This is a genomic window from Nostoc sp. FACHB-888 (genome assembly GCF_014696655.1).
GTDB lineage: Bacteria > Cyanobacteriota > Cyanobacteriia > Cyanobacteriales > Nostocaceae > Nostoc.
Genome location: NZ_JACJQM010000052.1, coordinates 26802 through 39613, shown reverse-complemented (window position 1 = coordinate 39613; position 12812 = coordinate 26802). Strand labels below are relative to the sequence as shown.

Sequence of the window (12812 nt, the reverse complement as noted above, 5' to 3'; positions counted from 1 at the left end):
CCAGCCAATAACTATTACCAGTATTAATACTTAATAGTATGAATATTCTTAGTAACTATTTTTGTATTATTTATAATACTTTTTGAAGTGCGGAAGATGGGTTATAAGTTTAGATGATTTCAAAAATGAGAAAGCCTAGCCATCTATATGGCTAGGTTTTTATTTAGATAAATTTCTAACCTGCTTACTAGGTTTCAACCAGTTTTGTTACTACTCCAGCTAAGTCACCATCTTTAGTTTGTCCTATGATGTAAGCATCAATATTTATTTGTCCAACACGATAAACGCTGATGTCACTAAGATTATCTTTAAGCGTCTGGACAAGTGTTTGAAATTTTTTAACATCTTTTTTCTGTAATTCATTGTGCCACTCTTGCTCAAATGCACAATTACGAAAGAGATAGTCCAAGTCTACTATTTCTACTGGCTGGTCTTGAGAACCTGTTAGCTGTAATATTTTCTCTTGTGTTGCAGGTGCAGCACCTTCCCACTGAACAACATCAAAAGGGTAATCTGACTCGCTCATCATTAACAACCCAGTACTAGCTTCCTTCAGTTTTTCGACAATCTCGCCGCTCATAGTCATCAGTTTCTAGCAACGCTCATACTGTATCATTCAGCTAGCAGCAAGGTGCGAATAAGACAACTCGACTATTGGGTATGAGATTTTGGACGGATCGAGCAACAATTACATTAAGTTAGATTAATTTGCTTTCTTAGCCATTGACGAAATGCTCTAAGCGTTGGACTTCTACCTAAAGTTTGGCTCTGTTCGACAAACCGGGGAATTACTTCAATAATGGGCAAGTTGGGAAAGGTAAAACTAATTTCAGACTCAATGTATTTGCCATCCTGAAGAATATTAATTTGTAGCTTCCCATCTTCATATCGCCACAGTTCAGGAACTCGCAAAGCTTCGTAAGCATCAAGTTGAGTTTTGGAAGTAACATCAACTTCAATTGCTAAGTCGGGTGGCGGATCAATCGTCAAGTCTATTCGCTCTTTACCAATCATTTGAGCATGATTTTGAATGTAGAAAGAATCATCAGGCTCTACACCAAAAGCCATATCTTCACGTTTAAAGGTGGTTGAGCCAAATGTTTCACAGTCAATTTCTAATTCTTCAAGCAGAATTTTCACCAAATCCCCAATGATGACTTTGGCTTTCTCATACTTTGGTAATGGCATTCTCATCTCCAAAGTTCCGTGGCTGTAAACCAATCGAGCGGCTCGATGGTCGCCAAGTTCTTCTAAAATCGCCTCAAATTCTTGCCAGCTAACATCATGGAGGATTACTCTATGTCCTGGTGGAACACTTAATTGTTGTAATTGAAGTGTTACCATTATTCTTCACCTAATCGTATTTGTATTTTACCTTCATCACATATTTAGTATTACCTTTACACCCAATTGTTACGTCAACCCCTTCTATACCGTTTATACTAACTCCTGTAGCAACATCACGACTCATTTCGATCCCCATTTCTGAAACTTTTTGTTTACGACCTTCCTCAATGATTTTTCTTATATTTTCACTATCATTTTGTGAAAGATTACCTGGTGAATTTATTTTATCTACTAAGTTATTAAATAAGTTTATCAAAAAATAATTTGGCCAATTAAAAATATTGATTGCTATATCTAAGGCTCTAATTCCTGATTTTATCTCTATTATTTCTAGCTTTTTATTCTTGTCGTTGTAAAACACAAACATAATAAGTATATGGAAATTTACATCGCATAATCCTGTATTATAGTTTACCCAAACTATAATATACATCTTGCACTCTTCTTTACGTCTTTGCGACCACAGTAGCTAATAATAAAATCCATAAAACCCCACTCCCTCAGCTTTGCATAAGATAAATCTGTGCTTGCAATACTACTACAAAACAATCCATAATATAATGCATTTATTCTAAATACCAGTATTTGTACTGTTTACTAGCATGATTTTTTTAAATATGAATAGTAACATCAATCTCTATTTTGGTATTTATGAGTGTTGTTATGAAAAATAAACAATTTTTTATTCTCTATGATTTGATAGACACAGAAAACCGTAGTGAAGATTATAAGCAAATTGAACAAGAGTTAATCAGGGCTGATGCTGGTGCTAAGAAAGTTTTGAAAAATGTATGGTGGATTAGTGTGTCAGAAGATGAAAATGTTGAAAGTCTCCATAGGCAATTTAAAGAATTTTTTACTTGTGACGATAAGCTTCTTATCGTAGAGTCCTCTGCTGCCTATGGAAATACTATTAATAATCCCAGTGTTCATTTGTTGAAGCGTATATACTTTTTAAGCGATGTCTCACAACACTGAGGTAGCAATCGCAATATTACTATAAATTAATACACAATTTAAATTGTGTCGAGCAAAATTCATAAGCAGATTTATATTGAACCACGTCAAAAATATCTGCGAAAAGCGATCGCCTAACAAGCGGGTGTAAGTGAAGCAAAGATTATTTGCCAAGCCATTAACCTGAGAAAAAATTTTAGGGCTTTGAGGTTCCTGTTTCTGGCTGGATCATAATAGGCATACCGCCTTTTTCAGAACCAATAATTACAAGCTTAGAATTATTAGATTGAGCTAGCTTTTCTGTGGCTTCAATCGCTCGCAGTTGTAGTACTTGGTTGGTAAGTCCAGCAGAGATAATTTTTTGCGAATCAGCTATACCTCGCGCTTCAATACGCTTTCGTTCTGCCTCTTGACGCTCTTTTTCTAAAACAAATTTCATCTGCTGGTTTTCTTGCTCTGTCTTGAGTCTGTTTTGAATTGCAGCTTGTAAAGTATCAGGCATTTTGACATTTCGCAAAAGAGCTTCCTCAACGATGAAACCCAATGTGGGTATCTCCTGGGTGAGTTGTTGGTCAATTTTTTGGGCAATTTCTTGGCGTTTGGTAGAGTAAATAGCACTGGCTGGGTAGTTTGCCGTAATGGCGCGGACAGTAGAGCGGAATCTGGAAATCACCAGTTGTGTTTCATCAGTTCCAATTGTTTTATATACTGTAGCTGCCTTTTGCGGATCGAGCTTGTACTGAAGGCTGACATCAAGATTTAGGCTCAAACCTTCTTGGGATGTTACATCTACATTTTCTTTTACATCCTTAATGCGAGTGGAAAAATTCAGCACTTTGTTAAAGGGATTAAGCAAGTGAACACCAGGATTAAGAGTAGTTTCGGAAACATCGCCAAACAAGTTGACGACACCGACATTGCCTGGCGGGACAATCACTAAAAGCCTAGAAATAGAATTCAGGACTGCAATACTGCTAATCAATATCATAATTGTGCGTATTGCTAAACGTGACTTTTCACCGGATATCTTACTTGTATTGAGATAAACGAGAATTGCAATTAGGCTAGTTAAAAGAGAGACTATAAAGCCCATGAGTTTTTTCTCTGTAATTAAGACGAATATACTTAATCACATAATTCCCAAATGCTTTTATGAAACTAATACCATTTCACGCAAGTTAGCGGTTTACGTATCTTTATTACAGATTAAATAAAGATTCCCGACTTCTGAGAGAAGTTGGAAATCTCAGCCTTGGAGCGATGCCTACGGCGGGCAAAGCCTACGCTATTAGCAAGTAATGTATAATGTAATGTATACATTATGTAAAATTCAAATGGTGTCGAGTAAAGTTCGTAAGCAGATTTATATTGAACCGCATCAAGAACATCTGCTAAAAGCGATCGCCCAACAAGCGGGTGTAAGTGAAGCAGAGATTATTCGCCAAGCTATTGACCTTCATCTTGGTGAAATAACTGCACCCCAAACCAATCTTGCAATGTGGGAAGCCGAAAGAGAATTTATTGATCAAATCAAAACTCGACCTGCTCAACTTGGAGGTCGGGACTGGCAGCGTGAAGACCTCTATGAACGGTAAGATTTTACTTGATACCAACATTCTCGTTTACATCTACGATCCACTAGATACCGCAAAACAGGAACGCGCCATCGCACTTACTGACCAATTAATTCGTTCTCGTAAGGCGGTAATTAGTACCCAAGTGTTGGGAGAGTTTTTTATGGCCACAACCCGGACTCGGCGATCGCTTTTAACTCCTGCTGAGGCGCTGGTGCGAATGCGTAATTATTTAGCTGCTTGCCATGTCGTTGATATTACACGACTCATCTCTTTAGAAGCAATTCGCGGCGTGGAAACCCATCACTTCGGATTTTGGGACGCGCAAATTTGGGCAACGGCGCGACTCAACCAAATTGAAGAAGTTTATACTGAGGACTTCGCATCAGGTGCGACGGTTGAGGGCGTACGTTTTACGAATCCTTTTATAGATTGAAAAAGATTCCTCAACTTCTTAGAGAAGTCGGGAATCTCAGCCTTGGAGCGATGCCTGCGACAGGCAAAGCCCACGCAACTCTACAATTAATTCAAAATCCAAAATTACTTGCTGTTGCCGTTATCACCATTACCAAGAACATCTGCTAAAAGCGATCGCTCAACAGGCCGGTGTAAGTGGAACAGAGATTCACTCAATTGTGCTAATAAGTTCACAGTTGATTAATTATTGTGATCGCTGATGCTAAATTTTATTTGACACTTACGCATTAGTGGAGATTCAGATAAACCCTATTATAAACGGGAAAGCATAAAGAGAATTATATTGACCTTTAGTTATTAGCCCGAAACTTAAAGTTCCGGGCCAGTATTGATTTTAGATTAATCCAAAATCCAAAATCTAAAATCCAAAATTATTTGCCGTTGCCGTTACCACCATTGCTATTACTGTGAATGACGCGTTCGGCGAGTTTTTCTGGTACTTCCTGGAGATGGTCATATTCCCAGTGGAAGGAACCAACGCCCAAGGTGAGCGATCGCAGTTCTACAATAAAGTTTTGCATCTCTGCTTGTGGCAAGTATGCAGAGATATTATCCCAGCCTTGCCAATCGTTTCTGCCTTCATAGCCTAAAATTTGCCCCCGTCTACCACTCAACAGTTGCAGCACTTTGGAGGTAAATTCGCTAGGTGTGGTCACTTCCACCCGCAGAATTGGTTCTAGCAGTGTAGGTTCCGCTTGGGATATTCCCGTTTGCATTGCCAATCGGGCAGCTTGTTTAAAGGCTTGTTCGGAACTATCAACGTTGTGATACGAACCATTAGTCAGAGTTACCGCCAAATCCACCATTGGAAAGCCCAAAGGCCCATGTGTCAGAAATTCCCGCACGCCCATTTCCACCCCAGGAATGTACTGTTTAGGAACCACACCGCCAACAATGGTTTCATTAAAATTAAAACCTGTGCCGCGTGGTAGGGGTTTGATGTCGAGAAAAACATCACCAAACTGTCCGTGACCACCGCTTTGGTGCTTGTAGCGCCCATGAATTGAAGCCACTGTTTTACGGATAGTTTCTTTGTAAGGTACTTGCGGTAAATGAGTTGTCATCGGCAAGTTATATTTGCGGCGCAGTCTATCTAGGGCGACTTGTAAATGAATCTCGCCTTGTCCCCACAAGATAACTTCGTGAGTATCGCCGTGTTGTTCCCAAGCAAGTGAACAGTCTTCTTCTAATAACTTGGTGATGGCACTGCTAAGTTTTACTTCATCGTTGCGCTTTTCTGGTGTAATAGCGAGAGCATACACTGGTTCCAACTCTACAGCTTTGGGTAATTTTATTGCCGACTGCTGTTCTGTGGAAATTGTATCGCCTGTCTTGATTCCTTCTAAACGGCTTAATGCGACAATTTCACCAGCACTAACTTGGTTAACTGACTGCTGTTGTTGTCCCATGAGACGGTAAATTCCACCAGTGCGAATGCCATTGAGGACAATGCCATCAGTTAATTTACCTCGCCAAACACGCACAAGAGAGAGTTTGCCACCTTGGGGAGTGTAATAAGTTTTTAATACGTGCGCTAAAGGTGTATCACCTTTTATGTTTTTTAAACGACGTTCTGCTGTGGTTTCTGGTTCAGGGGCTTCCCGTAACAAGGCTTCTAATAGAGGTCTAACACCATAATCTTGTTCTGCTACACCAAAGAAAACGGGCACTACCAAATCTGCCCCTAATTCCATTTTTAAATCTTTGAGGATTTCCTCTTGAGGTGGTTCAATGTCTTCTAAAAGTTCTTCGAGTAAATGGTCGTCAAAATTTGCTAAGGCTTCGAGCATTTCTGCCCGTGCTGTATGTTCTTCTTCTTTTAAACTTTCGGGGAAGGGAATGGGATCGGCAGGTGCGCCTGGATGATATTGATATGCCTGTTCACTCACCATATCAATAAAGCCGGTGAGTTGTTCCCCGTTCATGATGGGATATTGATGCGCTACCAGGGGACGGCTAGATACTGCTTTCAGGGCGTGCAACGTTTCTAAAACGTGAATATTTGCCCGATCCATTTTGTTAACGAAGACGAGGTGGGGAATTTCCCAATCGTCGAGGAATTTAAATAGAGGAGCGAGGGTGAGGACGCGATCGCGTATGGGTTCGCAAACTACAATTGCCGCATCCACTCCCATTAAAGCATTGTACGTTTCTTGGGCAAATTCTACACTTCCTGGACAGTCAATAAAAGTAAAGCGAATGCCGTTATACTCAGTGCTAGCGGCACTGACTTCTACACTCATGTGGCGATCGCGCGACTCGGCAGCACTATCCCCCACTGTATTGCTGTCCTTAACACTCCCTTTGCGAGAAATTGCCCCTGTGACAAATAACAAGCTTTCTAGTAAAGTGGTTTTTCCACTCAAATAAGGCCCGACAATTGCAACATTCCGCGAACCCGATTTTACTTTTTCGTTCATAAAACCTCCCTTGCGGTAAGTCTTTCCTAACCGCACGATTCTGTATATATCAGGGATAAAAAATGCTTCTCTGGAGTCAAAATTACCCCTTCTTTAATTTGTTATTATGCTCCTTTTAATCTAAATTTAAAAAAATTGTAGCCTGTCGTAAGATTTGGCTTAATAAAACTTAACAAAAAGGGGCTTTTATGGCAAAATAAAAATTTTTGTAAAAAAGTTTTTATAAAGTAAATTTAACCGAAAGTGTTGCAAGTCAGAAAATAATGGGAAAATCATTCTTTAAATATCGCATAGCCGGGTTAGTAAGTTTGATGCTGCTTGTTAGCATTTCCTTTCCCTCTGTTTCTCTATCTGCTCCTGTCCCTTCAAAGCTGGCACAATCTAATGGTAAAACTGCTATAGACTGGTTAAACCAAGGCTTACAAGCAATTCAGGCGGGAAAGGTGCAAGATGCGATCGCAGCTTTTAAACAAGCAACCCAATTAGATCCGACATTAGCACCAGCACAGTATAATTTAGGGTTAGCATTGCGACAAACTGGACAATTACAACCCTCTGCGGATGCATTTTATCGGGCAACGCAAGCCGATCCTAAATTTGCTCCAGCTTTTGCTAATTTAGGTGGGGCGTTATTAGAAGGCAATAATTTACAGTTAGCTAACGATTACTTGCAACGCTCGTTAGAACTTGATCCTAAACTAGGATTTGCCCACTATAATTTGGGATTAGTACAAGGACAGCAACGAAATTGTGAGCGAGCGATCGCATCTTTTAGAAAAGCCATAGAATATAGCAAAAATGCACCAGAGCCTCCTTACCACATGGGGATGTGTTATCTCCAACAAGGTAAACTCGATCAAGCAAGAGATGCCTTTAATCAGGCAGTAAAAATTAATCCGAAATATCCAGAAGCTTACTACAATCTCGGTTCAATTTGGTTTCAGCAACGCAAATTACAAGAGGCTTTAGAGGGTTTTAGAAAATCAGCCGAAGCTAACTCTAACTATCCCAATGCTTATTATGGTGCAGGGTTAGTTTTTATGCAGTTACAGCAATATGGAGATGCAGTACAAGTATTGCAATTTGCTAGAGATTTATATAATGCTCAGGGTAATCCCCAGTGGGCGAAAAATGCCGAGCAATTGTTGCAACAAGCACAAAATTTAAATTACAAACCTCGCTGAGGCGCAAAAACTTAATATTGCATAACATAAAACTATTGGGTTGACTCGCTGGTGTTGTCTGAAGTTGTCCCGATTGGAAAAATGTATATGCAAAAGCGCCAGAAAAGTCGATTTTTATTTAGCGATCGCTGGCTTGATCGGCACTCCATTGTCCGCAATATGGAAGCCTTTCAAGACTTAATTGTGATTGTTTTGTGTTTTGGTTTGTTTGCCGTTATGCTGATCCAATTGTGGGGGTTATTTATCGCTCTCACGCAGCCACTAGATTATAAATATGTGACTGCAAAAATACTATTTGTGTTGATTTTAGTCGAGTTATTCCGACTATTAATGGTCTATTTGCAAGAACATAGTATCTCTGTAGGAGTGGCAGTTGAGGTAACAATTGTGTCTCTACTGCGAGAGGTAGTAGTTCACGGAGCGCTAGAAATTTCTTGGATTAATACGCTGGCAATTTGTGGGTTGTTATTTGTTTTGGGTGGACTACTCGTGGTGTGTGCTAAAACGCCACACATGGATTGTATGAGTGCTAACACTAAGTTTTGTCCAGTTGTGTATAGAGGAGGTAGGGAACGGGAAAATGATGAGTTTGAATTCCACTATTCACGTCAATGTGATGAGAATCAACCGCTTGGATAAATTCTTGTAACCATTCCCGACAATCACAGGTACGGGGCTTTGCCCCCCTCCCAACACTACTAACAATTGCTTGTTTACTTATGCTGTTTGCGGAACTTACGGGCGAGGTTACGCTTAACCAGAGGGTGTACTGATAACTTAGCAAAACTTAAAAATAATGTCTTGAAAAATACAAATTATTAATGTAAAACGTGATATCAAGAGCCGAGAAAGTTTTCCCTTTTTTCACACAGTCTCCCTGGGAAAGTTAGTTAACAGCATTTTTGGTGTGAGGTAATTGCAGAGAATCCCGGCTATTGGGAGAAGGTATTTGGCAAAAGTCTTTGAAAACAGCTTAATTCTCAATTCTGAAAAATTGGGAACCTTTGTTGTCAACGATTTATAAACAACACAGTTATGACCACAACTCTCGGAAGAAGCGAAAGCGGCAACCTGTGGGATCGTTTCTGTCAATGGATTACTAGCACCGACAATCGGCTTTATATCGGTTGGTTCGGGGTTTTAATGATTCCTACCCTATTAACCGCTACCATCTGTTTCATTATTGCCTTTATTGCTGCACCACCCGTTGATATTGACGGCATTCGGGAGCCAGTTTCTGGTTCCTTATTATACGGCAATAACATCATCACTGGTGCTGTTGTACCCACATCCAACGCCATTGGTTTGCACTTCTACCCCATTTGGGAAGCTGCTTCGATGGATGAATGGCTCTACAACGGCGGGCCTTATCAACTCATTGTCTTGCACTTTTTGATTGGTATTTTCTGCTGGCTCGGTCGGCAATGGGAGTTAAGCTATCGTTTGGGGATGCGTCCTTGGATTTGCGTTGCTTACTCTGCTCCTGTAGCTGCTGCGACTTCTGTCTTTTTAATTTACCCAATTGGTCAAGGTAGCTTTTCTGACGGGATGCCTCTGGGAATTAGCGGCACATTTAACTTTATGTTTGTGTTCCAAGCCGAGCATAACATCCTCATGCACCCATTCCATCAACTGGGCGTAGCGGCGGTGTTCGGTGGTGCGTTTTTCTGTGCGATGCACGGATCCTTGGTGACTTCCTCTCTAGTTAGGGAGACTACTGAAAGTGAATCTCAAAACTACGGATACAAGTTTGGTCAAGAACAAGAAACCTATAGCATCGTAGCGGCTCACGGTTACTTTGGGCGGTTAATCTGGCAATATGCCAGCTTTAATAACTCGCGTTCCTTGCACTTTTTCTTGGCAGCCTGGCCTGTAGTTGGTATCTGGTTGACGGCATTGGGCATCAGTACGATGGCGTTCAACCTTAACGGGTTCAACTTTAACCAATCAATTCTTGACTCTAAAGGTCATGTAATTAATACATGGGCAGATGTACTAAACCGCGCCAATTTAGGTATAGAAGTGATGCACGAGCGCAATGCTCACAACTTCCCCCTGGATTTAGCTGTTGGTGAGGCAGTACCTGTGGCAACGATGTCTACAACGGGCTACGCCTACGCACCTGTAATTCACAGTTAATTGTAAGTTAAAATTCACCGCGCTCTCTATCTAGAGGGCGCTTTTTTCATGAATTTATACTTAATACAAATATTTACACAAATAAAGTTTTAAAAAAATATCTGGTGTATTTGGGTACAATTACTAAATTGTTACTGATTTATATTAGTAAATGCATTGGTATAAAAATACTTATTAAAACTGTGAGCAGTAAACAAGAACCCCACCCCGCCAAAGCTACGCTTTGTCTTCCCTCTTTGCTTTTCGAGAGGTGTTGGATTGGGGTGTTAGGGACTTTTGCAAGAGGTATATTGTATTTCTACTGACTACAAATCTGAGATTTTAGTTTTTGTCTCAATTCAATATAAAATCTAAAACTTAAAATCCAAAATCAACATGACAGACCTAACTCCTAATTCTAGTTTTAGTTTGACACTACGCTTGCAGATTCCCAATCGTGTAGGGATGTTAGCATCGGTAACCCAGGCGATCGCAACTACTGGTGGTAATCTTGGTCAAATTGATTTAATCGAGGAAACTCGCAAAGAGTCCACCCGCGATATTACCGTTGATGCTGCTAGTACGGAACACGCTGAAACCATTGTGCAAGCAGTGAAAGCATTGCCAGACATTAAGTTACTCAGTGTCTACGATCGCACTTTTAATTTGCATCGTGGTGGCAAAATCAGCATTGCTAGCAGAATTCCCTTAAGAAGTGTGTCTGATTTAGCAATGGCTTACACACCTGGAGTTGGTCGAATTTGTACAGCGATCGCTCAAGACCCAGAAGAAGTTTACAAGTTAACTATCAAACAAAACACTGTTGCCATTGTTACCGATGGTAGTGCCGTATTGGGATTGGGAAATCTCGGCCCAGCTGCTGCTCTCCCAGTCATGGAAGGCAAAGCAATGCTGTTCAAGGAATTTGCGGGGCTAGATGCTTTTCCCATTTGTCTGGCCACCCAAAATACAGAAGAAATTATCCAGACAGTCAAGAATATCGCGCCAGTTTTTGGGGGTGTGAATTTAGAGGATATTGCTGCACCTCGCTGCTTTGAAATTGAAAAGAGATTACGCCAAGAGTTAGATATCCCCGTTTTTCACGATGACCAGCACGGTACAGCAATTGTCACCTTGGCAGCATTGTTCAATTCCTTAAAACTAGTACATAAGTCAATGGCGGAAATCCGCATCGTGATTAATGGTGCTGGGGCGGCTGGAGTAGCGATCGCTCGGTTACTGAGGAAAGCTGGGGCAGAAAAAATCTGGATATGCGACTCTAAAGGGATTATTTCTACTAGTCGCACCGATTTAACAGAAGAAAAACTCGAATTTGCTGTGAAAGCTCAGGGTACATTAGCAGGTGCAATGCAAGGAGCAGATGTCTTTATTGGAGTCAGCGCACCGGGAGTTTTGACACCAGAAATGGTGCATTCGATGGCGAAAGATCCAATTGTGTTTGCAATGGCAAATCCGATTCCAGAGATTCAGCCAGAATTAATCAGTAAAGACGTAGCTGTGATTGCTACCGGTCGCAGTGATTACCCGAATCAAATTAATAACGTCCTAGCTTTTCCTGGAGTATTCCGTGGTGCTTTAGATTGTCGGGCAAAGACAATTACCACCACAATGTACCTAGAAGCCGCAAATGCGATCGCCTCCCTAGTCAAGCCTTCAGATTTAAATCGGGAACATATTGTCCCTTCAGTTTTTGATGAGCGAGTCGCTAGCGCTGTTGCTGCTGCTGTGCAACAAGCAGCGCGTCAAGAAGGTATCGCTGGGAATTAATTAAAATAATTTAATTAATGACTTTTGTGGGATTGGTGTCTCGCCTGTCCCACAGCACAGCCTTCTATAGGGAAATTGCCAAAACCAGCAAATCATTTTGGGTAGTCTTCATCATTTTATGATTTTGGTTGTACAGCTTGCCTAACAACTTGTTCGTCCAAACCTAACGCTTGGGCTATCTGTTCAATACTCAATCCTAACGCCCATAGCTGAGGTATTGTTTCTAACTTGCCTTCTTGTTTGCCTTCTTCTTTACCCTGTTCTTTACCCTCTGCAAAAACTTCTTGGTAAAATTTAGTTTGCTTTAACTCACTTAATCCGAACATTTTTCCCATCTCCTCCCGGCTCAAGCGCGGCAATTTGTAGATTAATATCGTTTCTATCAATTGTATAATTTCCCTTTGTTGGGTGGCATTGAGAATTTCTTTTCGGGCGCTGTTTACAATCTCTATGGCTTTCGTTGTTGCAGTTAATTCTGGTTCGATAATTAGTTTGACTGTCTCAATCCCAATTGATGATGTGGGAATTGAGCTTAACTCATTCAGGTAAACGCGAGTCACTCGTTGTGAATTAAGTAATTCTGTATATCTTTCTGTATCTCCAGTTTCAACGCTACGATTGGGGAAGATGACAACACCCTGCCAGTTGTTGGTTAATTCAGTTTTGTCAAGGTAGTTAAAGATTTCGGCAAATAAACGTGAATAAATTTTTTTATCGGGTTGAAATTGCACCTCAGCAAAATAAATGGGTAGTTCTGGAGTATTGGGTAAAAATACACCATCAATTCTAAATGCCAGTTGTTTGACTTCTACTGAAGAAAATTGATAAGCACTGGTCAGTGATGGCGGTTGGTTAATAAGTTCAAAAAAGGTGCTAGGTAAGCTTTGAAAGATACGATAAAAGATACTGTCGGTTTTCAAGGTAGCTGGTTTTACACTTTATGAGCA

At 40.6% G+C, this 12812-nt stretch carries 13 protein-coding genes; 7 read left to right on the top strand and 6 right to left on the bottom strand.

All coding sequences use genetic code 11. From position 1 onward, the window contains the following. Nucleotides 1-187: 187 nt before the first annotated feature. From H6G26_RS25175 to H6G26_RS25165, 3 genes are all read right to left on the bottom strand, one after another. The gene (locus H6G26_RS25175) at nt 188-580 is read right to left on the bottom strand and encodes a nuclease A inhibitor family protein (protein ID WP_190732287.1); all 393 of its coding nucleotides are present in this window, start codon (nt 578-580) and stop codon (nt 188-190) included. Between the two features lie 113 nt (nt 581-693). Continuing rightward, nucleotides 694-1344 (bottom strand): Uma2 family endonuclease, encoded by a 651-nt coding sequence (locus H6G26_RS25170; RefSeq protein WP_190732285.1) that lies wholly within the window; start codon nt 1342-1344, stop codon nt 694-696. Between the two features lie 10 nt (nt 1345-1354). Next, nucleotides 1355-1780, bottom strand: a complete 426-nt coding sequence (locus H6G26_RS25165) for a hypothetical protein (RefSeq protein WP_190732283.1) — start codon at nt 1778-1780, stop codon at nt 1355-1357. Nucleotides 1781-2010: 230 nt separating this feature from the next. Between H6G26_RS25165 and H6G26_RS25160 the strand changes: the two genes are divergently transcribed. Continuing rightward, on the top strand, nt 2011-2325 hold the full coding sequence (locus tag H6G26_RS25160; RefSeq protein ID WP_190732281.1) for a hypothetical protein: 315 nt from the start codon (nt 2011-2013) through the stop codon (nt 2323-2325). A gap of 175 nt (nt 2326-2500) precedes the next feature. On the opposite strand, the gene H6G26_RS25155 is transcribed toward H6G26_RS25160, so the two are convergent. Further along, nucleotides 2501-3397: a prohibitin family protein gene (locus H6G26_RS25155; protein WP_190732279.1), complete on the bottom strand. Its 897-nt coding sequence runs from the start codon at nt 3395-3397 to the stop codon at nt 2501-2503. A gap of 241 nt (nt 3398-3638) precedes the next feature. On the opposite strand from H6G26_RS25155, the gene H6G26_RS25150 reads away from it, so the two are divergent. Both H6G26_RS25150 and H6G26_RS25145 read left to right on the top strand, forming a co-directional pair. Beyond that, nucleotides 3639-3899: a ribbon-helix-helix domain-containing protein gene (locus tag H6G26_RS25150; protein WP_242053857.1), complete on the top strand. Its 261-nt coding sequence runs from the start codon at nt 3639-3641 to the stop codon at nt 3897-3899. Then, entirely contained in the window at nt 3889-4314 is a 426-nt protein-coding gene (locus H6G26_RS25145; RefSeq protein WP_190732275.1) for a PIN domain-containing protein, read from the top strand. Before H6G26_RS25150 ends, H6G26_RS25145 begins: the two co-directional genes overlap by 11 nt. A gap of 412 nt (nt 4315-4726) precedes the next feature. Here the strand turns inward: H6G26_RS25145 and H6G26_RS25140 are convergent, their stop codons facing one another. Further along, nucleotides 4727-6775 carry an elongation factor G gene (locus H6G26_RS25140; RefSeq protein ID WP_190732273.1) on the bottom strand — a complete coding sequence of 683 codons (2049 nt, stop codon included), beginning with the start codon at nt 6773-6775 and terminating at the stop codon, nt 4727-4729. Between the two features lie 263 nt (nt 6776-7038). Here H6G26_RS25140 and H6G26_RS25135 point away from each other — a divergent pair, with 263 nt between their 5' ends. From H6G26_RS25135 to H6G26_RS25120, 4 genes are all read left to right on the top strand, one after another. Next, complete coding sequence (locus tag H6G26_RS25135) at nt 7039-7959, top strand: tetratricopeptide repeat protein (protein ID WP_190732271.1); 921 nt, start codon at nt 7039-7041, stop codon at nt 7957-7959. 81 nt (nt 7960-8040) lie between these two features. After that, nucleotides 8041-8598 carry a phosphate-starvation-inducible PsiE family protein gene (locus H6G26_RS25130; protein ID WP_190732269.1) on the top strand — a complete coding sequence of 186 codons (558 nt, stop codon included), beginning with the start codon at nt 8041-8043 and terminating at the stop codon, nt 8596-8598. Between the two features lie 396 nt (nt 8599-8994). Next, the gene (gene psbA / locus H6G26_RS25125; RefSeq protein ID WP_190732267.1) at nt 8995-10098 is read left to right on the top strand and encodes a photosystem II q(b) protein; all 1104 of its coding nucleotides are present in this window, start codon (nt 8995-8997) and stop codon (nt 10096-10098) included. Nucleotides 10099-10473: 375 nt separating this feature from the next. Beyond that, on the top strand, nt 10474-11865 hold the full coding sequence (locus H6G26_RS25120) for a malic enzyme-like NAD(P)-binding protein (RefSeq protein WP_190732265.1): 1392 nt from the start codon (nt 10474-10476) through the stop codon (nt 11863-11865). Nucleotides 11866-11981: 116 nt separating this feature from the next. Here H6G26_RS25120 and H6G26_RS25115 read toward each other — a convergent pair whose 3' ends face one another. Then, on the bottom strand, nt 11982-12785 hold the full coding sequence (locus H6G26_RS25115; protein WP_190732263.1) for an Rpn family recombination-promoting nuclease/putative transposase: 804 nt from the start codon (nt 12783-12785) through the stop codon (nt 11982-11984). Between the last annotated feature and the right edge of the window lie 27 nt (nt 12786-12812).

Coding starts and splice junctions, on each gene's coding strand:
- H6G26_RS25135 (WP_190732271.1), top strand. CDS start 7,039: ATGGGAAAATCATTCTTTAAATATCGCATAGCCGGGTTAGTAAGTTTG.
- H6G26_RS25160 (WP_190732281.1), top strand. CDS start 2,011: ATGAAAAATAAACAATTTTTTATTCTCTATGATTTGATAGACACAGAA.
- H6G26_RS25145 (WP_190732275.1), top strand. CDS start 3,889: ATGAACGGTAAGATTTTACTTGATACCAACATTCTCGTTTACATCTAC.
- H6G26_RS25140 (WP_190732273.1), bottom strand. CDS start 6,775: ATGAACGAAAAAGTAAAATCGGGTTCGCGGAATGTTGCAATTGTCGGG.
- H6G26_RS25150 (WP_242053857.1), top strand. CDS start 3,639: ATGGTGTCGAGTAAAGTTCGTAAGCAGATTTATATTGAACCGCATCAA.
- H6G26_RS25130 (WP_190732269.1), top strand. CDS start 8,041: ATGTATATGCAAAAGCGCCAGAAAAGTCGATTTTTATTTAGCGATCGC.
- H6G26_RS25170 (WP_190732285.1), bottom strand. CDS start 1,344: ATGGTAACACTTCAATTACAACAATTAAGTGTTCCACCAGGACATAGA.
- psbA (WP_190732267.1), top strand. CDS start 8,995: ATGACCACAACTCTCGGAAGAAGCGAAAGCGGCAACCTGTGGGATCGT.
- H6G26_RS25175 (WP_190732287.1), bottom strand. CDS start 580: ATGAGCGGCGAGATTGTCGAAAAACTGAAGGAAGCTAGTACTGGGTTG.
- H6G26_RS25165 (WP_190732283.1), bottom strand. CDS start 1,780: ATGTATATTATAGTTTGGGTAAACTATAATACAGGATTATGCGATGTA.
- H6G26_RS25155 (WP_190732279.1), bottom strand. CDS start 3,397: ATGGGCTTTATAGTCTCTCTTTTAACTAGCCTAATTGCAATTCTCGTT.
- H6G26_RS25120 (WP_190732265.1), top strand. CDS start 10,474: ATGACAGACCTAACTCCTAATTCTAGTTTTAGTTTGACACTACGCTTG.